Source organism: Paenibacillus sp. FSL L8-0340 (assembly GCF_038593145.1).
GTDB lineage: Bacteria > Bacillota > Bacilli > Paenibacillales > Paenibacillaceae > Paenibacillus_AQ.
In genome coordinates this window covers 5,698,539-5,724,471 of the sequence record NZ_CP151967.1, presented here as the reverse complement: position 1 = coordinate 5,724,471, position 25,933 = coordinate 5,698,539, and the positions used below count along the sequence as shown (strand labels likewise).

Annotated in this window: 25 protein-coding genes and 1 other annotated feature; of the genes, 24 read left to right on the top strand and 1 reads right to left on the bottom strand. The window is 51.2% G+C overall.

Annotated elements, in window-relative coordinates; genetic code table 11:
• Positions 1-4: 4 nt before the first annotated feature.
• The 22 genes from mraY (at position 5) to NST07_RS26240 (ending at position 23,339) form a co-directional block, all read left to right on the top strand.
• Positions 5-970 carry a phospho-N-acetylmuramoyl-pentapeptide-transferase gene (gene mraY, locus NST07_RS26345; RefSeq protein ID WP_038595366.1) on the top strand — a complete coding sequence of 322 codons (966 nt, stop codon included), beginning with the start codon at positions 5-7 and terminating at the stop codon, positions 968-970.
• Positions 971-973: 3 nt separating this feature from the next.
• Entirely contained in the window at positions 974-2,395 is a 1,422-nt protein-coding gene (murD, locus tag NST07_RS26340; protein ID WP_342480488.1) for a UDP-N-acetylmuramoyl-L-alanine--D-glutamate ligase, read from the top strand.
• A gap of 49 nt (positions 2,396-2,444) precedes the next feature.
• Positions 2,445-3,542, top strand: a complete 1,098-nt coding sequence (spoVE, locus tag NST07_RS26335) for a stage V sporulation protein E (RefSeq protein WP_038595363.1) — start codon at positions 2,445-2,447, stop codon at positions 3,540-3,542.
• Between the two features lie 5 nt (positions 3,543-3,547).
• Positions 3,548-4,663 (top strand): undecaprenyldiphospho-muramoylpentapeptide beta-N-acetylglucosaminyltransferase, encoded by a 1,116-nt coding sequence (murG, locus tag NST07_RS26330; RefSeq protein WP_342480487.1) that lies wholly within the window; start codon positions 3,548-3,550, stop codon positions 4,661-4,663.
• A gap of 358 nt (positions 4,664-5,021) precedes the next feature.
• Positions 5,022-6,305, top strand: coding sequence for a UDP-N-acetylglucosamine 1-carboxyvinyltransferase (gene murA / locus NST07_RS26325; RefSeq protein WP_341095433.1), 1,284 nt, complete (start codon positions 5,022-5,024; stop codon positions 6,303-6,305).
• A 64-nt stretch (positions 6,306-6,369) separates the two neighbouring features.
• Positions 6,370-7,131 carry an FtsQ-type POTRA domain-containing protein gene (locus NST07_RS26320; RefSeq protein ID WP_341095431.1) on the top strand — a complete coding sequence of 254 codons (762 nt, stop codon included), beginning with the start codon at positions 6,370-6,372 and terminating at the stop codon, positions 7,129-7,131.
• A gap of 89 nt (positions 7,132-7,220) precedes the next feature.
• The gene (locus NST07_RS26315) at positions 7,221-7,490 is read left to right on the top strand and encodes a hypothetical protein (protein WP_341095430.1); all 270 of its coding nucleotides are present in this window, start codon (positions 7,221-7,223) and stop codon (positions 7,488-7,490) included.
• Positions 7,477-8,739, top strand: coding sequence for a cell division protein FtsA (ftsA, locus tag NST07_RS26310; protein WP_341095429.1), 1,263 nt, complete (start codon positions 7,477-7,479; stop codon positions 8,737-8,739). The genes NST07_RS26315 and ftsA overlap by 14 nt, the downstream gene beginning before the upstream one ends.
• 61 nt (positions 8,740-8,800) lie before the next feature.
• Positions 8,801-9,913: a cell division protein FtsZ gene (gene ftsZ, locus NST07_RS26305; protein WP_341095427.1), complete on the top strand. Its 1,113-nt coding sequence runs from the start codon at positions 8,801-8,803 to the stop codon at positions 9,911-9,913.
• 122 nt (positions 9,914-10,035) lie between these two features.
• Positions 10,036-11,058, top strand: a complete 1,023-nt coding sequence (locus NST07_RS26300) for an Rpn family recombination-promoting nuclease/putative transposase (RefSeq protein ID WP_341379520.1) — start codon at positions 10,036-10,038, stop codon at positions 11,056-11,058.
• Between the two features lie 251 nt (positions 11,059-11,309).
• Entirely contained in the window at positions 11,310-12,257 is a 948-nt protein-coding gene (gene spoIIGA / locus NST07_RS26295) for a sigma-E processing peptidase SpoIIGA (protein WP_340896974.1), read from the top strand.
• Positions 12,258-12,383: 126 nt separating this feature from the next.
• A complete protein-coding gene (gene sigE, locus NST07_RS26290) occupies positions 12,384-13,103 on the top strand; it encodes an RNA polymerase sporulation sigma factor SigE (protein WP_038595351.1) in 720 nt (239 codons plus the stop codon).
• A 78-nt stretch (positions 13,104-13,181) separates the two neighbouring features.
• Complete coding sequence (gene sigG, locus NST07_RS26285) at positions 13,182-13,964, top strand: RNA polymerase sporulation sigma factor SigG (RefSeq protein WP_038595349.1); 783 nt, start codon at positions 13,182-13,184, stop codon at positions 13,962-13,964.
• Positions 13,965-14,158: 194 nt separating this feature from the next.
• Positions 14,159-14,470: a YlmC/YmxH family sporulation protein gene (locus NST07_RS26280; protein WP_038600462.1), complete on the top strand. Its 312-nt coding sequence runs from the start codon at positions 14,159-14,161 to the stop codon at positions 14,468-14,470.
• A 129-nt stretch (positions 14,471-14,599) separates the two neighbouring features.
• On the top strand, positions 14,600-15,457 hold the full coding sequence (gene pgeF / locus NST07_RS26275) for a peptidoglycan editing factor PgeF (RefSeq protein ID WP_341379518.1): 858 nt from the start codon (positions 14,600-14,602) through the stop codon (positions 15,455-15,457).
• Between the two features lie 9 nt (positions 15,458-15,466).
• A complete protein-coding gene (locus tag NST07_RS26270) occupies positions 15,467-16,159 on the top strand; it encodes a YggS family pyridoxal phosphate-dependent enzyme (RefSeq protein WP_341097756.1) in 693 nt (230 codons plus the stop codon).
• A complete protein-coding gene (locus NST07_RS26265) occupies positions 16,159-16,602 on the top strand; it encodes a cell division protein SepF (RefSeq protein ID WP_341095420.1) in 444 nt (147 codons plus the stop codon). The genes NST07_RS26270 and NST07_RS26265 overlap by 1 nt, the downstream gene beginning before the upstream one ends.
• A gap of 7 nt (positions 16,603-16,609) precedes the next feature.
• Positions 16,610-16,879 carry a YggT family protein gene (locus NST07_RS26260; protein WP_341095418.1) on the top strand — a complete coding sequence of 90 codons (270 nt, stop codon included), beginning with the start codon at positions 16,610-16,612 and terminating at the stop codon, positions 16,877-16,879.
• Positions 16,880-16,883: 4 nt separating this feature from the next.
• Positions 16,884-17,666 carry a YlmH/Sll1252 family protein gene (locus tag NST07_RS26255; RefSeq protein ID WP_341095416.1) on the top strand — a complete coding sequence of 261 codons (783 nt, stop codon included), beginning with the start codon at positions 16,884-16,886 and terminating at the stop codon, positions 17,664-17,666.
• Between the two features lie 274 nt (positions 17,667-17,940).
• Positions 17,941-18,426 carry a DivIVA domain-containing protein gene (locus NST07_RS26250; protein WP_038595344.1) on the top strand — a complete coding sequence of 162 codons (486 nt, stop codon included), beginning with the start codon at positions 17,941-17,943 and terminating at the stop codon, positions 18,424-18,426.
• Between the two features lie 125 nt (positions 18,427-18,551).
• Positions 18,552-18,830: a binding site (T-box leader), on the top strand.
• Between the two features lie 705 nt (positions 18,831-19,535).
• On the top strand, positions 19,536-22,628 hold the full coding sequence (gene ileS, locus NST07_RS26245; protein WP_342480486.1) for an isoleucine--tRNA ligase: 3,093 nt from the start codon (positions 19,536-19,538) through the stop codon (positions 22,626-22,628).
• Positions 22,629-22,907: 279 nt separating this feature from the next.
• Entirely contained in the window at positions 22,908-23,339 is a 432-nt protein-coding gene (locus tag NST07_RS26240; protein WP_341095412.1) for a DUF5665 domain-containing protein, read from the top strand.
• A gap of 54 nt (positions 23,340-23,393) precedes the next feature.
• On the opposite strand, the gene NST07_RS26235 is transcribed toward NST07_RS26240, so the two are convergent.
• Entirely contained in the window at positions 23,394-24,125 is a 732-nt protein-coding gene (locus tag NST07_RS26235) for a TraR/DksA C4-type zinc finger protein (protein WP_341095410.1), read from the bottom strand.
• A 246-nt stretch (positions 24,126-24,371) separates the two neighbouring features.
• Here NST07_RS26235 and lspA point away from each other — a divergent pair, with 246 nt between their 5' ends.
• Positions 24,372-24,875, top strand: coding sequence for a signal peptidase II (gene lspA / locus NST07_RS26230; RefSeq protein WP_076109056.1), 504 nt, complete (start codon positions 24,372-24,374; stop codon positions 24,873-24,875).
• Entirely contained in the window at positions 24,868-25,842 is a 975-nt protein-coding gene (locus NST07_RS26225; protein ID WP_341095408.1) for an RluA family pseudouridine synthase, read from the top strand. The genes lspA and NST07_RS26225 overlap by 8 nt, the downstream gene beginning before the upstream one ends.
• The last annotated feature ends 91 nt before the right edge of the window (positions 25,843-25,933 follow it).

Sequence of the window (25,933 nt, the reverse complement as noted above, 5' to 3'; positions counted from 1 at the left end):
ACCCATGGATTATCAACTGCTGCTGCTGACGATTGCTGTGTCCTTTATCCTTGCGGTCATTGCCGCTCCGCTGATCATTCCGCTGCTGAGACGGATGAAATTCGGACAGCAGGTTCGTGATGACGGACCGCAAACTCATTTGAAAAAGGCTGGAACGCCTACCATGGGCGGCATCATAATTATGGTGGCCTTCACTTTATCTTTTCTGAAATTTTCCGTGGTGAATTCGGACTTTTATGTCCTTTTGGTAGCAACGCTCGGCTACGGGCTGATTGGTTTCCTTGATGATTATATTAAAATTGCTTTCAAGCGTTCGCTGGGACTTACAGCCCGCCAAAAGCTGGCAGGTCAACTGCTGATCGGGGTAGTGTTATGCGTTCTGCTGATTAACGCCGGCCATAATACAGGCATCAGCATACCGGGAACCTCCATCAGCTTCGATTGGGGCGCATGGTTCTACTATCCATTTATTATCCTCATGATGATGGCGGTCACGAATGCAGTAAACTTTACTGACGGAGTAGACGGCTTGCTGTCGGGTGTCAGCGCGATTGCGCTTGCCGCCTTTGCCGTAGTGGCCATGCAGGCTACCTCGATTGCTGCCGGTGTCTGCGCAGCGGCGATGATCGGGGCGGTGTTAGGTTTTCTGGTATTTAACGCCCATCCGGCAAAAGTATTTATGGGAGACTTCGGTTCCTTCGGAATTGGCGGTGCGATCGGGGCTATTGCGATTGTGACCAAAACCGAGCTGCTGTTTGTTGTGATTGGCGGAGTTTTTGTGGTTGAGATGTTGTCTGTTATTTTGCAGGTAGCCTCCTTTAAAACGCGCGGCAAGCGCATTTTCAGAATGAGCCCGATCCACCATCACTTTGAGCTCGGCGGCTGGTCGGAATGGCGGGTCGTTGTCTCCTTCTGGGCGGTTAGCCTTGTGCTGGCGGCAGTAGGACTATATATCAGCAAGGGGTTGTAAACAATGAAACATCCGGATATGTACCGTGGGGAAGAGGTGGTCGTCCTGGGGCTGGCTAAAAGCGGCGTCCAGGTGGCCAAAGTGCTGCATGAGCGCGGTGCGGTAGTTATGGTCAACGATAAAAAGGAAAGAGATCAAAGTCCCGAAGCTTCCGAACTGGAAACTTTGGGAATTTCTGTTATATGCGGCGGGCATCCGGAAGGACTGATTCATTCAGGTGTCAGCCTGGTGGTCAAAAATCCGGGCATTCCCTACACTGTTCCTCCAGTGCAGCAGGCGCTGCAGCTAGGCATCGAGGTTGTGACCGAGGTGGAGGTGGCTTACCGGCTCTGTGCCGCCCCCATGATTGGTATTACCGGCTCCAACGGCAAGACAACGACTACGACCTGGGTAGGCCGCATGCTGGAGGCCGCAGGGATGAAGCCGATTGTTGCCGGCAACATCGGTACGCCGCTCTCTCAGGCCGCTCTGGAGGCGGATGAGGACAACTGGATGGTTGTCGAACTAAGCAGCTTCCAGCTTAAAGGGACGGAGACCTTCCGTCCCAAGGTGGGTGCTCTGCTGAACGTAGCCGAAACCCATCTGGATTATCATGGCGATATGGACGATTATGTGGCATCCAAAGCGAAGCTGTTTGCTAACCAGGAGCCTTCTGACACGGCTGTGCTGAACTGGGATGATCCGGTTTGCCGGGGCCTGGTTCCTTACATCAAAGGCAGCATATTGCCCTTCTCCATGACGGAGGAGCTGGTTCAGGGCATCTTTGTCCGTCCCTCTTTTGTGCCGGATACCGAAGATGACCACAATCGGGTAATCATTTATCGTGATTATTCGGAGAGCGAGACGGAGATTGCCACGGTGGATTCCATTGGCCTGCCGGGGCGGTTCAATGTTGAGAATGCCTTGGCTGCCTGCGGAATCGCCATCGCTGCCGGAGCAGCTCCGGAGGATCTTGGGGCTGTGCTGGCTTCTTTCCGCGGGGTGGAGCACCGTCTGGAATATGTGGCGGATAAGGCTGGCGCCGCTTACTACAACAATTCCAAAGCAACAAACTCCAAAGCCACCTCCATGGCATTGGCTTCGTTCCGCGAGCCGATTGTATTGATCGCCGGGGGACTCGACCGCGGGTCCGATTATATGGAGCTTCTGCCTGTCCTCAGCGGCAATGTGAAGGGGCTGGTGGTCCTGGGGCAAACAAAGGACAAGCTGGCCAGTGTGGCGCAAATGGCAGGAGTAAAGCACATCATCTCCGTCGATAATGGGGAGAGCGCCGCCGCCGTGCTGCAGCAGGCTGTCCGGGAGGCTTCCGCTCTTGCGGAAGAAGGAGATGTTGTTCTCCTGTCTCCTGCCTGTGCAAGTTGGGATATGTTTACTTCCTATGAGGAGCGCGGGCGTATTTTTAAAGAGGCGGTGCATAACCTTTAAGTAGGGGGGTGGATAAGCCCCTACTACGGATGCAAGAGGTGTGCTCCTGATGAAGAAATCCCGTCATGCGCCCGATATCTGGCTGCTGATTCCGATTCTGGCTCTACTGGCAATCGGCATGGTGATGGTGTACAGCGCCGGGTCCGTTTTGGGCTTCCGCAATTATGGCGATTCGTTTTATTTTGTTAAAAGGCAGCTGCTGTTTGCCGGACTGGGTCTCGGGGCAATGTTTGTTACTGCCAACACGGACTATCTGGTGCTCAAAAAATTTGCGAAGCCTGCTCTGATCATCTGCTTCGTTCTGCTGGTGATGGTGCTCATTCCCGGAATCGGGGTTGTGCGCGGCGGTGCGCGGAGCTGGCTGGGCATCAGCTCCTTCGGAATTCAACCCTCCGAGTTTATGAAGATGGGGATGATTCTTTTTCTGGCAAAATGGCTGGGACAGGATGATTATGATATCTCCGTCTTCACTCGCGGGCTGCTTCCTCCCCTGGCATTGATTGGTTCTGCCTTTGGGCTGATTATGCTGCAGCCGGATCTGGGCACTGGTACAGTAATGTTCGGTGCGGCTCTGATGATGGTGTTCACAGCAGGAGCCCGGATGAAGCATCTGCTGTCACTCGGAGTGGCCGGCATCGCCGGGTTCGCCGGATTGGTTGCTGCCGCACCATACCGCTTGCAGCGCATTACAGCATTCCTGGATCCCTGGTCGGATCCGCTCGGCGCCGGTTACCAGATTATCCAGTCACTGTATGCGATTGGACCAGGCGGCCTTGGCGGTCTTGGACTGGGCATGAGCCGGCAAAAGTACAGTTACGTGCCGGAGCCGCAGACTGATTTTATTTTTTCTATATTGGCCGAAGAGCTCGGATTTATCGGGGGGCTGGCGGTATTGCTGCTGTTTCTGATTCTGATCTGGCGCGGGATGAAGGTGGCGATGAGCCTGCCTGACCGTTTCGGCAGTTATCTGGCCGTAGGCATCGTCTGTATGGTGGCTGTCCAGGTCATCATCAACATCGGTGTTGTCATCGGCATGATGCCGGTAACGGGCATTACGCTCCCGCTGATCAGCTATGGAGGCTCGTCGCTGACCCTGATGCTTACAGCACTCGGTATTTTACTGAATTTATCCCGTTATGCGAGGTGAGAGACATGCGTATCGTATTAAGCGGCGGGGGTACGGGGGGACATATTTATCCCGCCGTCGCCGTCGCCAGACAGCTGGAAGAGGAAGACAAGGGCTCTGCCTTTTTGTATATCGGCGGCAAGCGTGGTCTGGAGAGCAAAATCGTTCCCCAGGAGAAAATTCCATTCAAGGCGATTGATATTACGGGCTTCCGCCGGAAGCCTTCCATGGACAATGTAAAGACAGTCATGCGTTTCCTCAAGGGGGTTAAAGCCTCCAAAGAAATGCTCAGGGAATTTAAACCGGATGTCGTGATCGGTACTGGGGGCTATGTCTGCGGCCCGGTCGTTTATGCGGCCTCCCGTCTTGGAATTCCGACCTTGATTCATGAGCAGAATGCCATTCCCGGGCTTACGAACCGCTTCCTTAGCCGGTATGCTGACACAGTTGCCGTAAGCTTTGAAGGGACTGAATCGGCTTTTCCGGGAGGCAAAAACGTCATTTATACAGGCAATCCCCGGGCAACTACCGTAACGACTGCCAGCGCTCAGAGAGGGTTCGCATCACTGGGCATTCCTGAAGGCAGCACAGTGGTGCTGGTTGTCGGAGGCAGCGGGGGGGCTAAGGCCATCAATCAGGCGATGATTGAGATGGCCCCTTATGTGGGTAAGGGTAATGGTGTTCATTATGTGTATGTTACCGGCGAGTCCTATTTCGAAGAAACCCGGAAAGCCCTGCGTCAAAAGCTGGGAAGCGAGCCAAGCTGGCTGCATATCCTTCCCTATATTCACAATATGCCCGAGGTTCTGGCTTGTCTTTCTCTGATTGTGAACCGGGCAGGCGCATCTTTTCTTGCAGAAATTACGGCACTGGGTATTCCCTCCGTCCTTATCCCGTCACCCAACGTGACGAATAATCATCAGGAAGCAAATGCTAGACAATTGGAACGTGAAGGCGCGGCGGTTGTACTGCTGGAGAAGGATCTGAACGGCCAGACCCTGCTGGCGGCTGTACAGAATATTATTGGCGCAGAAGATGTGCAGAGAAGCATGTCGGAAGCCTCAAGACGTCTCGGCAAAAGAGATTCCGCCTCGCTGGTCGTGGCTGAGCTGCGCAGGCTCGTGGCCAACCGTAAAGCCTAGGTCTTCTGCAGGCTATTGGGTGATGTATAACTGAAGTCGATGTTGTTTCCCGCTTACATGAACAGTCAATTAGGCCGGGAAATGCGCACTTTTTCTCTAGTTAAGAGGTTGTGAGTTTCTTGGTGAACAGCAAGCAATTCTCCGTGCCGGACCAGTCCTTAGTGCGTTACTCTTCTTGTTATCCTCCACTGTCACACACCCGGGGTTATGAACATAGGATAATCCTATAATCGTGACAATCACCCAGGGCACTTCCGGTTTATGAGATGACAAAGCGGGAGGGCCATCCCGCACATTTCATTGCTCCTTGTACGGGAAGTGCTTGTGGTGGGTGAGCGGTAATCTCGGAGGTGATACATTGGACAAATTGGTGATTGAGGGTGGAAACCCCCTGTCAGGCACCATACGTATCCATGGAGCAAAAAATGCGGCGCTGCCGATCCTGGCGGCAAGCCTGCTGGCCGAAGGAGTTCACTCACTGCATAATGTGCCGAAGCTGCTGGACATCGAAACAATGCTGAATATTTTGGAACGGCTGGGCTGCAGGGGCGTGCATGAAGACGAGACGGTGACCATTGACACGTCAATGCTGGGCACTTCCCATGTTCCTGAGGATTTAATGCGGCAGATGAGATCGTCTATTTTTCTGATGGGACCGTTATTATCCAGATTTGGAGAGGTGACGATTTATCAGCCGGGAGGCTGTGCGATCGGGGAGCGCAAGATTGATCTTCATCTGCAGGGACTGAAGCAGCTGGGGGCGGAAATTGAAGAGAGTAATGGACGGATTTCCTGCCGGGCCGCAAGACTTAAGGGAAGCGATATACATCTTGATTATCCTAGTGTCGGAGCCACGGAGAACATTATGATGGCTGCTTCCATGGCAGTAGGAACGACAACGATATCGGGTGCGGCCAGAGAGCCGGAGATTCAGGATCTGCAGAATTTCCTGAATCAGATGGGTGCCCAGATTATAGGTGCCGGTACCGATACCATTACGATTCAAGGTGTAAAGAAGCTATATCCCTGTACGTACGAGGTTATTCCCGACAGGATTGTCGCCGGAACGGTCATGATTGCCGCTGCCGCCACGCGGGGCAACGTTACATTGACCCATACCAATGCCGGGCATCTAACCTCCCTGATCCATGTGCTTAGGAGGGCTGGTGTTCAAATCACCGTATGCAATGATATAATTAATATCAGTTGCATGGGACGCCCCCGTGCGGTGGAACGAATCGTTACTTCTCCCTACCCTTCCTTTCCCACAGATCTCCAATCTCAGGTAATGGTGCTGCTGTCGCTGGCCGACGGATTCAGCGTCATCAAAGAGACGGTATTCGAGGGACGCTTCAAGCATGTGGAGGAGATGGCCAGGATGGGCGCCGATATTTCCATTGATCTGAACCGTGCGTTTATCCGCGGGGTGCAGAGACTGTATGGAGCAACGGTGGAAGCAACCGACCTGCGGGCGGGAGCTGCCCTGGTGATTGCCGGACTCGCCGCTCATGGAACCACGGTTGTTGAGCAGGCGCATCATATTGACCGCGGATATGACGGCATTGAGCAGCTCTTTCAGAAGCTGGGTGCACGCATCAGCCGCAAAGTACCTGTGCCGGGTCCGTTTGATTTGGCCAATTAAAGCTCCCTGTCTCCTTCAGCTTCATGCGTGGGAAGGAGACAGGGCCTTATTACGGAGATATGAGATGCCAAAAACCCGTTTACCTCTTCTTAAAGAGGACAAGCCTACCAAAAAAATGAGCCGAAAGATTACTTTCATTCTGCTGCTGCTGTTTATTGCGCTGTTGGCCGTGATTTTCTTCCGCTCGTCAATGAGCCGGATTACAGAGATCCAATTTCAGGGAAACAAATATTCCACCCGTGAGGTGCTGCTTGAGAAAAGCGGACTTGCCCTCGGAGGACAGTATTTTGCCGTCTCTAATGATGCAGTGGCTGATCGCCTTAAGGAGCTCAAGACGGTTCAGGAGGCCAGTGTGGAAAAAAAATTTCCCGGACTAGTCACCATCAGTATTAAGGAGTACCCTGCAGTGGCCTATGAATTGGATCAAGATGGCATACTGGAGGCTATTCTATCCAGCGGCGCTGCTGTTTCCGTGAATGAAACGGGCATTGCGGTGGAGAAGCCGATCTTGACAAGCTGGGGGGAAGATGATCCCCATAAAGCCAAATTGTGCCAGGCTCTCGCCAGTATTCCGAATGAACTGACCAGTGACATTTCCGAGATTGTGCCATCACCAACATTATCCTTTCCAGACCGCATCAAGCTGTATACCCGTTCGCATTTTGAAGTCATTACGGCAATTTCTTTGCTTAAGGATAAAGTAGAGTATTTAAATCAAGTGATAGAGACAGAGGAGCCCGGACTGATCAAGATGCTTGAAGCGGATTCCTATGTTCCTTTTGCACCTGTAAAAGAGGAGAATGTGAAAGAGGACACGCAAGAGTAAATAGGCCCTACTAATAGTAAGAAAAAAATGCTACAATCGGTTTTACGGGCAATAGGCAACGTCCCTCTTTTTTCTTCGGATTTTTTGAAATGAAGTATCAAATATGGATGACATTTCTTTATTACACTTATATTTCATGTAATAAAATGCCTGTTTTCAGGTTTCTAGCAGCTGCTGTCTTCATGCGAGATGCTTGTCATATTATCCCACTCAAAAAATTTGTAGAAAAAAGAGGGAAAGGATTAGAGATGTTGAATATGTACAGAGAAGTTTTTCTTCAATGGAAACCAAAAACTAAATCAGCTTTACATTTCATTTTGATAATAACAGGAGGTGCCATAGGGCTTGAGCAACAATGACATCATTGTTAGTTTGGACATCGGTACATCCAAAGTTCGGGCAATTATTGGGGAAGTTACTAATGGAACCTTTAATATTATTGGCGTTGGATCTGCTGATTCGGAAGGAATACGAAAAGGTGCGATTGTAGATATCGACCAGACTGTGCAATCGATCAAGAGTGCTGTAGATCATGCGGAGCAAATGGTCGGTATACAAATATCCGAGGTCTATGTCGGCATTTCCGGCAATCATATCGGGCTTCAATCCAGTCATGGTGTCGTGGCCGTTCAGAATGAGGATCGTGAAATCGGCGAAGATGATATCGATCGTGTAATCAAGGCAGCAGAAGTTATTGCACTGCCTCCTGAACGCGAGGTAATTGATGTTGTCGCCAAGCAATATATCGTCGATGGCCTTGAAGGAATCCAGGATCCCCGCGGGATGATCGGAGTTCGTCTGGAAGTGGAAGCGACGATTATTACCGGGGCCAAAACGCCAATACATAATCTGCTTCGCTGCGTAGAGAAATCAGGACTTAAAGTCAAAGATCTTGTACTGATGTCTCTTGGAGCCGGCGGATTGGCGCTTTCCAAAGATGAGAAATCAATGGGCTCCGTGCTGGTTGACATCGGTGCGGGCTCAACGACGATAGCCGTATATGAAGAAGGTTCCCTTTGTGCCACCTCCACGATCCCGATCGGCGGAGAATTTGTAACCAATGATATCGCATACGGTCTCCGTACACTTACTGATCAGGCGGAGAAGGTGAAGCTGAAGTATGGCTGCGCCTGGATTGACGACGCCGCTTCTGACGTAGTGTTCAAGGTGCTCCGGATCGGCAGCAATGTGGAAAAAGAATTTAATCAGGAAGATCTTGCGGCGATCATTGAACCGAGAGTGCAGGAAATCTTCCATCTGATTCGTCAGGAAGTGAAGCGGCTTGGTTACAATGAGCTTCCCGGAGGTTATATACTAACGGGTGGTACTGTATCTATGCCGGGGGTATTAAAAGCAGCCCAGACTGAACTATCAGCCTCTGTGCGCGTTGCGGTGCCGGATTATATCGGAGTCCGCGATCCCGGATTTACCGGAGGAGTAGGCATCCTGCATAACGTTGTCCGCAGATTCCGCGGACGCGGAAACAGCAGCAGCGGGAATAAAAAGACGGTCAACCGGAACAAGCAGAATGCAGCTCCAAATCAGGAAGCTGTATCGAAGCCGGGTTTGGTGGAACGTCTAAAGAATATGTTCAGCGAGTTCATATAAGTGTAAGTCCAGATATACTTGGACTGGCCATCCAAGCACATTGAGGGGGAGATGGAACAATATGTTGGAATTTGATTTTGAAATGGAGAGCTTGGCGCAAATAAAGGTCATCGGCGTGGGCGGCGGCGGTAGCAATGCTGTCAACCGGATGATTGAAAATGGCGTTCAGGGTGTGGAATTCATCACAGTTAATACAGATGCCCAAGCGCTGCATATGGCCAAATCGGAGCATAAACTGCAAATTGGGGACAAGCTGACCCGGGGACTTGGCGCGGGTGCCAATCCTGAGGTGGGCAAGAAAGCGGCCGAGGAGTCCCGTGATCTGATTTCAAATACTCTGAAAGGCGCGGACATGGTATTTGTTACCGCTGGTATGGGGGGCGGCACCGGTACAGGCGCAGCGCCTGTGATTGCTGAGATTGCCAGAGAGTGCGGAGCATTGACGGTTGGCGTCGTGACCCGTCCGTTTACTTTTGAAGGCAGAAAACGTGCAACTCAGGCAGAGCTTGGCATCGAGGCGCTCAAGGAAAAGGTCGATACACTGATCGTGATTCCCAATGACCGACTGCTGGAAATTGTGGATAAGAAAACCCCAATGCTGGAGGCATTCCGTGAAGCGGATAATGTACTCCGCCAGGCGGTGCAAGGGATCTCCGACCTTATTCAGGTTCCCGGCCTGATCAACCTTGACTTTGCCGATGTGAAGACAATTATGACGGAGCGCGGTTCAGCGCTTATGGGTATCGGTATCGCCACTGGCGAGAACCGTGCTTCGGAGGCGGCCCGCAAAGCGATCATGAGTCCGCTCCTGGAGACCTCCATTGAAGGTGCTCGCGGCGTGATCATGAACATTACAGGGGGTTCCAACCTTTCCCTGTATGAGGTGAATGAAGCAGCCGAGATCGTTACCTCTGCTTCGGATCCTGAAGTGAATATGATCTTTGGTGCCATCATTGAGGAAAGCATGAAGGATGAAATCAAAGTTACGGTAATCGCTACCGGCTTTGAACACAAACCTTCACCTATTGCTCCGGCCCGCCGTCCATCGGCGAGCAGCGAACCTGCTGCGCCTGATAAGAATGCCAATCTGCGTCCGTTTGGCAATCAGACGGCCTCAGACCAGCTGGACATTCCAACATTCCTGCGCAACCGTACGCGCGGCAATAATGACTAATAAAATAGTATAGTGTAAATAGATTTACGGAAGCACCGTATCTCCCTAGCGATCAGCTATGGGTGGATACGGTGCTTTTTGGTTTACCGGCTGTTATAATACTAGTAACGGGAGAGGATACAATGAAACTGCTTGATCCCCGGGTTGATTTTGTATTTAAACGTATTTTTGCAAGCGAGGGCAATAAGGATGTGCTGTTGGCTTTTCTTAACGGTATTTTTTCGGATGCGGGGGAACCTCCGCTGAATGAAGTGGTGCTGCTGAATCCATACACGGATAAGGATGATCTGCTGGATAAGCAATCGATATTCGACATATGGGCCAAGACCGAGGAAGGCAAGTTGATTAATATTGAAATGCAGCTGTTTAATAAATATGATATTGAGAAACGCACGCTCTATTACTGGAGCAAACGATATTCGGGGCAGCTGCAGGAGACAGGCAAGTATAAAGATCTCAAAAAATGTGTGACCATCAATATATTAAATTATAAAGTTTTGCCCAATGAGCATACTCATAGTGTGTTTCATCTGCGGGAAGATAGGAATGGAACTCCGCTCGCAGACGATATTGAAATTCATTTCTTGGAGCTGCCGAAGCTGGAGCATACGCCTGTTCCCGGTGAAGGCGGTTTGGTCAATTGGCTGCTGTTTCTGAAAGGAATAGACGATTCGAATTGGGAGGTGCTTAGCATGAATGAGCCTGTCTTGAAAAAGGCAATGGATACGCTGCAATTCCTGAGCCAGGATGAGGAGGCCCGCATGAAGTATGAAGCCCGCCAGAAGTTTTTGCTGGATGAGGCTTCGCAAAGAGACGGGGCGCTTACAGAGGGCTTTGCCAAAGGATTGGCTGAGGGAAGAGCGGTAGGAAGAGCTGCGGGTATAGAGGAAGGTAAGGCGGAAGGCAAGCTGGCGGGGAGATTGGAAGGCAAGCTGGAAGGCAAGCTAGAAGGTAAGCTGGAAGGTAAGCTAGAAGGCAAGCTAGAAGGCAAGCTAGAAGGCAAGCTGGAAGGGAAATTAGAGGGGAAATTAGAAGCAAGATTGGAAGTGGCCAGAAATCTGCTTGCGATGGGACTAGACTATCATGCGATCCGAACGGCAACGGGTCTTACAGATGAAGAATTAGAGTCTATGAAGCGAATTTAAGAATAGGGATTTTGAAGTCAGCCTTTAGATTTAGAGGCTGGCTTTTTTATGCTGTAATGATAAGCCTCGAGCCGCTCCAACCCCTCAAGTTAACTCTGTCACGCTATAACTCGACAAAAAAACCTTAAGAACGCCCCCCAAGTTTAGACAGACTTTGAATGCGAGAGTTCCTATACTAATCTTATCGTCCAAAAAGAGAGCCTGATCCCTGGCCTTGAGGATAGAGAGCAGCCCTTAGGCAGGTGAATGCATTGGTAGTTTATATTGACTTGATTTTCGCTGCCAATCTGCTGATCGATGGCATTCTTCTATGGCTGACAGGCTGGCTGGTTAAACTTAAGGTCTCCTGGTGGAGACTGGCGCTTTCCGCGCTGGTTGGCGCGCTTTATGTAGTGATGATGTTCGTACCGGAGCTGTCTTTTCTCTATACCTTCCTCATTAAATTCGGATTGTCGGTAGTCATGCTGTGGATTGCCTTTGGATTCAGGAGTCTGCAAAGCTACCTCCGCGTGTTGGGGGCCTTTTATATTATTAATTTTGCAGCAGCCGGCGGCATTGTAGGTATTCACTATTTGTTGCAGAGCTCAGGCGACATCTGGAACGGTATTCTGTTTACCTCTTCAGGAGGCCAAGCATACCGGATGAAGATCGGTTTCTGGTTTGTGCTTGCGGTCTTACCGCTGGTACTGCTCCTCTTTAAGCTCTTCCATTCTTCACGGGTCCGCAGGGAGCAGCTCGAATCGTATATTGGTGAGGTAACAGTGGAAATTGACGGTGTAACTGTGGTCTGTCCAGGGCTGCTGGATACAGGGAACCGGCTCAGTGATCCGTTGACGCGGATTCCGGTAATGGTGATGGAGGCGTCGCTCTGGGAAGGCCATCTGCCTGCTTCATGGAAAGGGAGGCTGACACAGACGAGCGCAGACACCCTTCTGCTGGAAACGGACGGGCAGTCTTTTGCCTGGCAGGATAGGATGCGGCTTGTCCCTTATAGGGGCATCAACCGTGGTTCATCCTTTATGCTTGCGCTGAAGCCGGATCTTGTGAAGATACAGCTGGGTGAGGAGACCTTTTACAGCAAAAGGGTGCTCATCGGGCTGGATGGCGGGACACTGTCGGGAGACGGCGCGTACCGGGCGGTCATACACCCTGACCTCGCCCAAAGAGAACAGGCTGCTGACGCGGCGCTGCCATGCTGATAACCGCAGAAGCATTTGCATTTCAATCCTAATATCGGACAAAGGGAATTGGGCAGGGCAGCAGGGAAATGGATGGGATAAGAAATATCACAGGGTTACTGTGTACTTCTTGGAGGAGGAACAAGAATGGTCAAATGGAAGTTAGCGCTGCAACTGCAATATTACCGCATGCTGTTTCTGCTGGGGCTGAAAAGCCAGGAAATTTATTATATCGGTGGAAGCGAGGCGTTGCCTCCTCCCTTGACGAGGGAAGAGGAGGAGTATTTGCTGCAGCGGCTGTCCAGCGGCGATGCGGCCGTCCGGGCTATGCTGATTGAGCGCAACCTGCGGCTCGTTGTGTACATTGCCCGGAAATTTGAGAACACCGGCATTAACATTGAAGATCTTGTTTCTATCGGGGCCATTGGACTAATCAAGGCAGTCAATACGTTTGATCCGGAGAAAAAAATCAAGCTGGCTACCTATGCCTCACGCTGCATCGAAAATGAGATACTGATGTATTTGCGGCGCAACAGCAAGACACGGAGTGAGGTGTCCTTTGATGAACCGCTAAATATTGACTGGGACGGCAACGAGCTGCTTCTCTCCGATGTGCTTGGCACCGAGAACGACACCATTTACCGTAACATCGAAGAGCAAGTGGACCGAAAGCTGCTGCAGAAGGCACTGGAAAAGCTGAGTGAGCGGGAGCGCCTGATTATGGAGCTAAGATTTGGACTGCGCGGGGGAGAAGAAAAAACGCAAAAGGATGTGGCCGATCTGCTGGGTATTTCCCAATCCTATATTTCGCGTCTGGAAAAAAGAATTATCAAGCGGCTGCGCAAGGAGTTTAACAAGATGGTGTAAGCATAAATCAGCAAGGAATAAAATGCCGGACCGGGGAGATAATGTACAGTAATGTTTCTCCTTGGGAGGTAAATCATCATGACCCGAAATAAAGTCGAGATTTGCGGTGTGGACACCAGCAAGCTGCCCGTTCTAACAAACGTGGAAATGCGGGAGCTGTTCACTTCGCTGCAGCAGCAGGGCGAGCGATCCGCCAGAGAGAAATTGGTAAATGGTAACCTTAGACTTGTTCTTAGTGTTATTCAAAGGTTCAATAATCGGGGAGAGTTCGTTGACGATCTGTTCCAGGTAGGCTGCATCGGGTTGATGAAAGCCATCGATAATTTTGATTTATCGCAAAATGTGAAGTTCTCCACCTATGCAGTGCCGATGATTATCGGTGAAATCCGCAGGTATCTACGCGATAATAACCCGATTCGGGTATCACGTTCGCTCAGGGATATTGCATACAAGGCCCTGCAGGTGCGTGACAGTCTGACGAACCAGAATTCCCGGGAGCCGACGATTTTTGAAATTTCCGAGGCGTTGGGAGTTCCGAAAGAAGATGTGGTTTTTGCTTTAGACGCCATCCAGGACCCGGTCTCCTTGTTTGAGCCAATCTACCATGACGGCGGGGACCCGATTTATGTGATGGACCAGATTAGTGACGATAAGAATAAAGATGTCTCTTGGATTGAGGAAATTGCATTGCGGGAAGCGATGCGCAAACTGGGACAACGCGAGAAGCGGATACTGTCCATGCGTTTCTTCGAGGGCAAGACCCAGATGGAGGTCGCCGATGAGATTGGGATCTCTCAAGCCCAGGTTTCCAGACTTGAGAAATCGGCCATCCAGCAAATGCAAAAGCATGTGAAGACCTGAGTAACAGCGATAGATGAAGCAGGGGTATCCAAGGGGCTATAAACCCTTATGGATACCCCTTTGTATGTAGAACTATATTGGAAAATATATATTGCATTGCATGTTGCCAAGCCCGAGCAACATATATTGGACTATATGTCTGAAAGTACAGGGGTGGTGAGGTGAACGAGGATTCAATAGGCACAGGCAAAAAAATGAAAATCTCTGATTTTCAGACCAAGGATGTCATTAACATTGTCGACGGCAAGCGGCTCGGGCAAATCAGTGATCTGGAGCTCGATCTGCGCCGCGGAGTTATTGATGCAATCATTGTGCCCGGGTATACACGGTTTATGGGGCTCTTTGGAGGTGGCGCTGATTTGATCATTCCCTGGAGGAATATCGTTAAGATTGGTGCTGATGTTGTGCTCGTAAAGATAGAGGAGTCCAGAATGCCCCAAGGTCAGGAAGAGCGGGAAACGATGTATTTGGAACGGGGGGACCGCAGTGAAAGGCGCACATATTAACCGGGTGCGTCTTTTTTTGACGGAAACGGGTATAGAGCTTATGTAAGAAATGGGGCCCATAACCGGGCTCCGAAGTCTGAACATCACTTTGTGGGAGGTCTTGTGGTACACTTAGGCGGAGGTGAGAAGATGGAACCGTTCGTACAAATCGACAGAACGCCTGTGCAGCTTCATCTGGAGCGGTGGTGTTCAGCACATCCCCAAATTACTGCCGGATTCACAGGAAGACAAGGTGGTGCGGGCAAGGCACCGTATGAAAGCTTCAACTGTGCTCTTCATGTAGGCGATGACGTGGAAGATGTGATCAGCAACCGGAGGATGCTCGCCGAGAGTCTCGGTTTTACACTGGATTCATGGACATGCGGGGAACAAACTCATGGGAAAAATATTGCGGTTGTTACCAAAGAAAACCAAGGATACGGCAATCTGGACAGAGCAAGCGCCTTTCAGTCCACTGATGGGCTGCTGACCAATGTGCCGGGGGTGCTGCTGACTTCCTTTTATGCGGACTGTGTGCCGCTATATTTCTATGATCCTTTGCGGCAGGTGGCCGGTCTTGCGCATGCCGGCTGGAAAGGGACTGTAGCAGAAATTGCCGGGGCTATGGTCAGAACAATGGGTGAGGTCTACGGCAGCCGTCCAAAGGAGATCCTGACAGCCATTGGACCTTCTATCGGTGAATGCTGTTATGAGGTCGATGATTATGTAATGAATCATGTCCACCGGTTGGAGGATGAACTTAGCACACTGAATTTGGCTGAGAACGCTCCGGTCTTATACAGGAGGTCGGATGCAGATGACAGCAAAAGCATGCTGAACTTGAAAGAAATGAATCGACGCATTATGATTAAAGCAGGAATATTGCCGACTCATATCGAATGTACAACTTGGTGTACAAGCTGTAACAGTGATCTCTTCTTCTCATACCGTAAGGAAAACGGGGTTACAGGAAGAATGACGAGCTGGATCGGAATAAAGGAGAGCTGAAAGTTGGGTTTGACACTGCAAGAAAGAATAGCCGAGGTCAAGGAACGTGTAGAACGGGCTTGCGCGGCAAGCGGCAGGGATGCAAGTGACGTCAAGGTTATCGCAGTGACGAAATATGTATCGCTGGAAACGGTATCCGCTGTACTGGAAGCGGGTCTTGAGGACATTGCCGAAAGCCGCTGGCAGAACGCCGAACATAAATGGAACGCCCTGGGCAACAAAGGCACATGGCATTTCATCGGTCATTTGCAGACCAATAAGGTAAAGGACGTTATCGGCAAATTTCAATATATACACTCTTTGGACCGGTTATCGCTGGCACAGGAATTGCACAAGAAGGCTGAAGCCGCCGGTATAGACGTAAACGTCTTCCTTCAGGTGAATATCTCGGGAGAAGATACGAAATTTGGTTTATCTGCTGAAGCGGTGCCTGAATTTTTGCGTGAAATCGCTCCTCTGCATAATGTGAAAGTAATCGGCCTTATGACGATGGCGCCTTATGAAGGGGATCCCGAGCTTACCCGCCCGGTCTTTCGCGGACTCCGCGAACTGCGCGATGCGCTCAATCTGCTAGCTTTGACACCTGAGCCTATACAAGAGCTGTCGATGGGAATGTCGAATGATTTTGAAGTGGCGATACAGGAAGGAGCCACCTGGGTGCGCCTGGGAACGGTATTAGTAGGTCATGAGGAGGGAGCTTGATGGGCGTGATGAACCGGTTTATGAGCTTTTTGGGCTTGCAGGAGGAAGAGGAAATTGTGGAGCGGGAGCAGATTTCCCGTGAAGAGGATGAATACGAGCCTGCCCCTGTAGAAAACCGCAAAAACCAGCGGGCCAACGTCGTCAGTATCCATTCGCAAAAAAATGTGAAGGTAGTGCTTTATGAGCCCCGTTCTTATGACGAGGCTCAGGAAATTGCCGACCATCTCCGTTCGCACCGCACGGTCGTAATTAATTTGCAGCGCGTGCGTAATGACCAGGCGATGCGGATTATTGATTTTCTCAGCGGAACTGTTTATGCCCTGGGTGGAGGAATCTCCAAAATTGGGGGCAATATATTTATGTGCACACCGGATACGGTCGAAATTCAAGGTTCCATATCGGAAATTCTGGGTGACGATCAAGACTACAACAGAATGAGGTGAACGGGCTTTGTCCCAAATCGATTTAATTATTAACTTGCTTTTCAAGATCTACTACTACATGATTTTTTTCTATATCCTCATGTCCTGGCTTCCCAATGTCCGTGACAATTTCATCGGAGAACTGCTCGGCAAGCTCGTGGAGCCTTATCTGAGTCCATTCCGCCGGATTATTCCGCCACTGTTCGGAACGATAGATATTTCCCCGATCATCGCGCTGATCGTGCTTCAATTTGCTCAAGGCGGTCTGCACTCCATTGTGGGCCTGCTGCTCCGTTAATGACATGAAGAATGAAATTTATGGTCATTTTCACCCTGACGAACGGCAATTTGTGGACAAGGCCTGGGAATGGGTCACTCATGCAGGAGAGTATCATGAGCTCAAGCTGACTGAGTTTCTCGATCCCCGTCAGGGCTATATTCTGCAGAGTCTTGTGAACCGTCATCCCGATGTTGCTGTAAGATGGGAGGGCGGCTCAGAAAATGCTGAGCGGAAGCGGGCAATAGTGGCACCCGATTACCGTGACCTTTCAGAAGAAGATATGGAACTCAAGGTGCTTGCCATCACCTCCGGGGAACAGAAGTTTTTAGCATTGGAGCATGGCGACTATATGGGTTCAATTCTTGGGCTGGGCATCAAAAGAGGCAAAATCGGCGATATACATGTGCTCGAGGATGGCTGTCATGTTGTAGTGGCAGCGGATATCGCTAATTTCCTGGACGTGAATTTAACAGGAGTGCACCGGATTAATGTCAGCACAGAGATTCTGCCGTTGTCCGGCTTGCGGAGCAGTGAGGTTAAACTTGAGATGATGGAGTTGACCGTGGCTTCCTTGCGGCTTGATGGGATCGCTGCGGATGTGACCCGGCTCAGCCGGAGCAAGATACTTGCCCCGATCAAAGCAGGAAGGGTCCGGGTGAACTGGAAGGTAGAGGAAGACCCCTCCTGTGGACTTAAAGACGGCGATATGGTCTCCATTCAAGGTTTTGGCCGGTTTAAGGTTCTGGAGATCGGAAGTTTGACGAAAAAAGGCCGTTACCGGGTTCAGGTTGGCAAATTTGTCTGAATCGTTTGCAGGAATCCGGATTTGCTTGTCGAAATTCATTATCTCTAGGGAAGCAAACATTTTGAAAGCTGGGCGCCGATACTTGTAGAAGAGGCGGATCCTTAAACGGCATTCGGAATGATAACCAGCCTTATTTTTCTTGCAGAAACACTTGCCGCTTTATCCAGGCAGGCATGTTCGTTTCTTCTTAAAGTACAGTCTTTCTTCTTTGTCTGCCGGGACAAATTATGTTTTATGGGCATAAGAGGTCCGAAATTTCTAGGAGGTGCACAGCATGCCATTAACGCCGCTCGATATACATAACAAGGAATTCTCCCGGAGAATCCGCGGTTATGATGAAGACGAGGTCAACGAATTTCTGGATCAGGTAATCAAGGATTACGAAAGTGTCATTCGTGAGAACAAGGAGCTGCACAATCAGCTATTGTCTATTCAAGAGCGCCTTGATCATTTTGTGAATATTGAAGAAAGCTTGTCCAAGACAATCATCGTCGCGCAGGAGGCGGCAGATGATGTCAAGAACAACTCCAAAAAGGAGTCACAGCTGATTATCAAGGAAGCGGAAAAGAACGCTGACCGGATTATCAACGAAGCGTTATCCAAATCCCGGAAAGTAGCGATTGAGACGGAAGAATTGCGTAAGCAAGCCTCCATCTACCGCACCCGTTTCCGGACTCTCGTCGAAGCACAGCTTGAACTGCTGTCCCAGGATGATTGGAACGCCCTGGAGAGCCGCGAGGTCAGCGAGAACGTGCTTTAACCTTCTGAAAAGCTGAGCATATCTTGTGAGATGAATATCTCTTGTTTCCGGCCACTGTTATACCGCGGCTATGAATATTGACATTTTGTCTTGAAACGTCTATAACTAAAACATATCTGTACCATAATCATTCGATGACGGGACAAGTACGATAAGGTTACGTTCTCCAGAGAGTCGGTGTTTGCTGCGAGCCGATTGTTCACACCTTGCCGGAAGATCTTCCCCTAGAAGCTGAGCTGAAGCGTTAATTCGTGCGTAAGTTGAGCCGTCTGCCGGACGTTATCCCGGACCCGCGCGTTTAGATTGTCTGCGCGGAACTGAGATTGTGCTGAATACACTCCCCCTGAGGATGTGCGTGAAGCGCAGAATTAGGGTGGTATCGCGAGCGTCGTCTCGCCCCTTTGGGGGTGGGATGGCGCTCGTTTTTGTTGTTGCGGGGTGCGATCCCCCTAAATCCCCCTTTCCAAGGGGGACCCCAAGGGCTGGCCGCCCTCTGGACACCTGCAACAAGGGCATTGTGCAGAGAGTGGCGTCCGCGGACGGGTAGGGATTTGTTCGACGGGGGAGCGGCCCTTCTTAGGCTCCCCTGGCGGGTACGCCTGCGGGGCCTTTCCTGCTCAAGAGCAAGAGCAAGAGCAAGGGCAAGAGCAAGAGCAAAGACATTTGCGTCGGCTACGCCCCGCCGCGGGCAACCCGACCCAGCGCTGCCCTGACGGGATCGCGGGCCGGGGGCCCAAGACTAGAACAAAGACGAGGGCGAGATCAAAGGCAAGAGCAGGAGCAAGAGCAAGAGCAAAGACATTTGCGTCGGCTACGCCCCGCCGCGGGCAACCCGACCCAGCGCTGCCCTGACGGGATCGCGGGCCGGGGGCCCAAGACTAGAGCAAAGGCGAGGGCAAGAATCAAAGGCAAGGGCAAGATCAAAGGCAAGAGCAAAGGCAAGAGCAAAGGGCAAAGACATTTGCGTCGGCTACGCCCCGCCGCGGGCAACCCGACCCAGCGCTGCCCTGACGGGATCGCGGGCCGGGGGCCCAAGACTAGAGCAAGGGCAAGGGCTTTAGCGGGCCCGAGCAGCTTTATAGACTAAACTAAGGAAGGATTGACCAGCAATGCAAAAAGTAGATGTCAAAGAAAAAGCGCGGGCAAGAGATGTCCGCATACTGAAGAAATGGAGCGATGAGAATACGTTCCGCAGATCCATGGAGAACCGCGAGGGCCGTCCGAACTATGTGTTCTATGAAGGACCTCCGACAGCTAACGGCGTACCGCATATCGGGCATGTGCTGGGCCGGGTCATCAAGGATTTCATCGGCCGCTACCAGACGATGAAGGGCTACCGCGTTGTGCGTAAAGCGGGCTGGGACACTCACGGCTTGCCGGTTGAACTCGGCGTGCAGAAGAAACTCGGAATCTCCGGCAAGCAGGAAATTGAAGAGTATGGCGTGGAAAAGTTCATCAAAGAGTGCAAAGAGAGCGTATTTGGCTACGAGAAGCAGTGGCGTGAGTTCACGGAAGCGATCGGTTACTGGACCGATCTGGATAATCCGTATGTGACGCTGGATAATACGTACATCGAAAGCGTGTGGAACATCCTGGCTACGGTGCATGAGAAAGGTCTGCTGTACCGCGGACACCGCGTCAGCCCGTATTGCCCGAGCTGCCAGACAACGCTAAGCTCCCATGAAGTGGCGCAGGGCTATAAGACGGTGAAGGACCTCAGTGCAACGGCCAAGTTCAAGCTGGATGGCAGCGGCGACTATGTGCTGGCCTGGACGACCACCCCTTGGACGCTTCCGGCGCATATGGCGCTGGCAATGAACCCGGAGATGGAATATGTCCGTGCGCAGCAGGAAGACGGCGTATACGTGCTGGCCAAGAACCTCGTGGAAGAGGTACTGAAAGGGAAGTATACGGTTCTTTCTACGCATAAAGGCTCTGACTTTATCGGTCAAAGCTATACCCCGCCGTTTAGCTATATCGAGGCGGAGAAACATAATGTGATTGTTAGTGCATCCTTCGTAACGGATTCCAGCGGTACAGGGATCGTGCATATGGCTCCGGCACATGGTGAGGATGACTATAAGAGCTGCCGCGACAACGGCATCAGCTTTGTTAATGTGGTGGATACTTCCGGTAAATACATTGACGTGGTAAGTGATTTTGCCGGACGGTTTGTGAAAGATTGTGATTTAGACATCATCAAGGCGTTGTCCGAAAAAGGACTGCTGTACAATAAAGAGAAATACGAGCACAGCTATCCGTTCTGCTGGCGCTGCGATACTCCGCTGCTGTATTATGCGACAGACAGCTGGTTCATCAAAACGACAGCGATCAAAGATCAGCTGATCGCCAACAACAACAACGTGGACTGGTATCCTGACCATGTGCGCGAAGGCCGCTTCGGCAAGTTCCTGGAAGAACTGGTGGACTGGAATATCAGCCGCAACCGCTACTGGGGCACACCGCTGAATGTCTGGGTTTGCCAGGACACCGGCAAAGAATTTGCGCCGCACAGCATCGCAGAACTCCGCTCGATGGCGATCGGCGAAGTCGCTGAGGATATCGAGCTGCATAAGCCATATGTAGACAATATCAAGCTGCGCAGCCCGTTCAGCGAAGGCGGCGTGATGGTGCGTACTTCTGAGGTCATCGACGTATGGTTTGACAGCGGCTCGATGCCGTTTGCCCAAAGCCACTATCCGTTCGAGAATGAAGACAGATTCGCCGACCAGTATCCGGCAGATATGATCTGTGAAGGAATTGACCAGACACGCGGCTGGTTCTACAGCCTGCTTGCGGTATCGACGTTGTTCAAGGGCAAAGCGCCTTACAAGGCAGTTATTGCCCACGGCCACATCTTCGATGAGAACGGCCAAAAAATGTCCAAATCCAAAGGCAATGTTATTGACCCTTGGGAAATCATGAACGAATACGGCACCGATGCCTTCCGCTGGGCGATTCTGTCCGACAGTGCGCCGTGGAATAACAAACGTTTCTCCCGCGGTCTGGTTGGTGAGACCAAATCCAAGGTTGTGGATACGCTCGTCAACACGCATGCGTTCCTGACGCTCTATGCCGGCATTGACGGGTACGACCCTGCAGAGCATCCATTCAAAGTATCGGGGCATAAGCTCGACCGCTGGATTCTCTCCCGCTTGAACAGTCTGATTCTAGTTGTGGAAAAAGGCCTCGCCATCAACGACTTCGTCAATTCGTCCAAAGCAATTGAGAACTTCGTGGATGAACTGAGCAACTGGTATATCCGCCGCTCACGCGACCGGTTCTGGGGCAGCGGGCTTGACGAAGAGAAGCTGGATGCCTACCGTACGCTGACACATGTGCTGCTCACAACGGCTACGCTGATGGCACCGTTCACACCGATGCTGTCGGAAGATATCTATATGAACCTTGGCGGCGGGGAAAGTGTGCATTTGGCGGATTATCCGGCTGCCGACGAGAGTCTGATCGATCTTGAGCTGGAGCGGGATATGGAGAGTGCCAGAGGCATTGTCGAGCTTGCCCGCAACGTGCGCAACGAGGCTGGCATCAAGACACGCCAGCCGCTGTCCGAGCTGATCGTTTCCCTGGACCGCAGCTTTGATGTAACGGATTATGAAGAGATCATCAAGGATGAGATCAATGTCAAAGAAATTGTGCTGGAGAACAGCGACAGCGGGTTTGTTGATTTCACGCTGAAGCTGAACCTTAAGGTATCCGGTAAAAAATACGGCAAGAGTGTAGGCTTCCTGCAAGGCTACCTGAAAGGGATGAACAGCGACGCTACCCGCAAAGCGGTACAGGACGGTGTGATTGCCATCGTGTCGCCGGAAGGGGAAGAACTGCAGATTACTGCCGAGGAGCTGCTTGTTGAGAAGCAGGCCAAACCAGGTTTTGCATCAGCTTCCGGTTACGGTCTCACGGTAGCGCTGAACACGGAAATCACTCCTGAACTTGAGCAGGAAGGCTGGGTCCGTGAAATTATCCGTTCAGTTCAGGATTACCGCAAACGCCTGGATCTGGCGATCGAGAAACGGATCGCGCTCACGCTGCAGCTGGATGATGAACTGAAAGCGGCTGTGACTGCTTTTGAACATGTACTGCGTGAAAATGTGCTTGTGACTACCGTTGAGTTTGACGGAGTGCATCCATTTGAAACGGTGGATGCCGGCGGCAGATCCATTGGAATCCATATCGGAGCCTAAAGAGAAGCTAAATGCTGATCCCCGTATCGCTTGTCTCCAAATGACATATACTAGCGGCATAAGAAGAAACGTCCAGGCCTTTAGCATCGGGCAGGGGCTTTCGAGATTGGCGGTATATGCACTGCTGATCAGAAAGCCGTTTCTGCGGAAATATGAGGATCATTACTGAGAACCTTATATTTATGCGCAAAATGACGAGCCCCGTGTTCGGGGAGAGATTGCCTCTCCCCGAACCGGGCTCATTTATTTTGTGGACGTTAGGGAAGGAGCAGGAGTGTTTTGGAGGGTCGGGAAGAAGGAAGCAAAGCCTCCGGGCAGCAGAGAGAAATCTCCGCCGCAACAGGCAAGGGTAGCGGACCGGATCAGGCTCCGGATTTCAAACGGGAAGCTGAAGCGGGAGCAGAGGCCCTTTCCCCGGATGAGAAATTGAGCGCGGTATACCGGCTGACATTGGGGCTGGCCCGGGAGATGGAGAAATCGCGGATTGCTGAATATACACAGCTGCTGCATTCGCCCTGGCGGCTGATCTGGCTGAACATAATATCAGGAATAGCGCGCGGGGTGGGGGTTGCCCTCGGATTCACTTTTTTTGCGGCGACGATCATTTATGTACTGCAGATGCTGGGGGCACTCAACCTGCCGATTATCGGAGATTATATTGCAGATATTGTGCGGATCGTACAGCACCAGCTGGAGCTTAAGACTTTTTAGGGATTAGAGAATCATTGATCTGGCATGTGTACCTAAAAAAGGAGCAGCATATGGCTACTCCCTTTCCTTTTTAGCGGACGGATCCAGCAGGTAGCTGCCTTCCTCGGTGTCCATGTAATGACGGTAACTGGTTCCTTTAATGATGGTTAAATGGTTCCCGGCGATATCGGTCGCCACAAAGTTCTCCCACGGCTCCACGAAGCCTTCGGTTTCGTCGGCCTCAATCTCCATATCGTTGTAAGAGCCGATATCATTGCCTTCGGCCATGGCCGGGGAGTTGGAGCTGCCCCAGCTTTCGACGATCTGCCAGGCATCTTCGCCGTCAAAACCGTTTTGCTCTTCGCGTTCGTCAAGGCTGGTGCGTCCAAAAGGCGGGAACAGCAGCTCTTCTTCGACCGGCCGGGTAAACGGGGCGTTCTGGCGTGGGGCATGCTCCTTGCTGTATCTGGTGGATGGAAGGGCTGAGAGGCGCTCATATGGAATCGGATTGCCGCTGGCAATACAAATCCCGTAGGTGCCTTCATCCATGGCCTGCAGAGCGGCTTCGATATCGTCCAATTCATGCTCGTCGCGTTCCAGCAGGGAAATATCTATCGAGCGGTTATACAGCTCAGTGGCGGCATCGCCGGGATGGTTGTCGATTTCGGACAATTCCCCGGTTGTATCGCGCATGGCTTCCTGCAGACCGTAATGCTCGTTATTTTGCAGCCTGTGGCGGATTTCCTCCTGCTGCTGCAGCAGCGCTGCCCGCAGCTGCGAGAGCTGCTGTGATGTCAGATGGCTCATAGGCGAGTGCTCCTTTCAGATGCTTTTGTCATAACGTACGCTTCCCGGCATTCCTGCCGGTTCGTTCTTTGATAGCTTGACCGGAGAAGCGTCTTTTTAGCGATGGTAAATAGTCCCCCCGGCCTTAAAAGGGTTATACGGTCCGCAATAGACGGCTTCTTGAGGCCTGTGCTACAATATACAAGTCTTTATTCAGTATTTGTACCGCTATCACGCGGGAAAAATAAGAACGGAGTGACAACTTCTGTGGTGTACTATCTGATTGCGCTAATTGTGTTTTTGATTGACCAGGGTACCAAATATGTGATTGCTACCCGGCTGGAGCTCGGCGAGCAGATTCCGGTCATAAACGACTTCTTCATTATTACCTCCCACCGCAATAGTGGAGCCGCTTTCGGAATTCTTGAAGGACAGCAATGGTTTTTCTTTATAGTTACGGTTGTTGTTGTCGTCGGAATTGTCTGGTATATGAACAAGGCCAAAGCCTCGCGGAAGCTGCTTCCTACCGCTCTGGCATTGGTGCTGGGCGGAGCTATAGGCAACTTTTTGGACCGGATGCTTAACGGTGAGGTTGTCGACTTCCTGATGTTCAACTTCGGAAGCTACACCTTCCCCATTTTTAATGTTGCCGACTCCTGCATCGTGATTGGGGTTGGACTGATTATTCTCGATACACTGCTGGATATGAAGAGCGGGGACGAAATCATCGAAGTTAAGGAATCAAAGGAAGTAAAAGAAGGGAATGAATGATTTGAACAAGGACGTCAATGAGCAGGCAGGTGCAATTGCCTTCGAAGAAGAAAGGGACGTCACGGAGTGGATTGTTTCTGGAGAGAATGCCCGGGAGCGGGTTGATAAATATATTACGGAGGCCTGGGAAGAAGAAATTTCACGCTCTCAGGTACAGCTGTGGATCAGCAGCGGACATGTTAAGGTTAACGGTTCTCCGGTTAAGGCCAACTATAAGCTGAATGAAGGCGATGTTATCGCTGTTACGGTTCCAGAGGCTGAAGTTACCGATCTGATTGCGGAGGATATCCCGCTTGAAGTGGTCTACGAGGACAGCGATGTTATTGTAATCAATAAGCCGCGCGGCATGGTCGTGCATCCGGCAGCAGGGCATCCGTCCGGTACACTGGTCAATGCGCTGATGTTTCATTGCAAAGATCTGTCCGGCATCAATGGCGAGATTCGTCCCGGGATTGTTCACCGCATTGATAAAGATACTTCCGGTCTGATTATGGCAGCTAAAAATGATGCCAGTCATGCTTCACTCGCTGCCCAGCTTAAAGAGCACAGTGTAACACGCCGCTACATCGCAGTGGTGCATGGTAACCTGGCCCATAGCCAGGGAACCGTAGACGCCCCGATTGGCCGTGACCCGCATGACCGCAAGCTGTACACGGTAACCGAGAAAAACAGCAAACGTTCCGTGACCCATTTTACCGTGCTGGAACGCTTTGGCGACTGCACACTGCTGGAACTGCAGCTGGAGACCGGACGGACGCATCAGATCCGCGTGCATATGAAGTTTATCGGGCATCCGCTGGTCGGTGATCCGGTATACGGGCGCAGCAAGGGGATTATGATGAACGGACAGGCTCTGCATGCCGCCGTACTGGGCTTTAAGCATCCTTCCACGGGTGAGTATATGGAGTTCAGCAGACCGATTCCGGCAGATATGGAAGAAGTGCTGTTTACGCTGCGCAGCAGATAAGTACAAATGAAGTGATCATAAATCCATGGTTTTGGAGACGATTTTGCTTCATATTTAATGATATATTTAATAATAGCCAGGAGATGAGAAC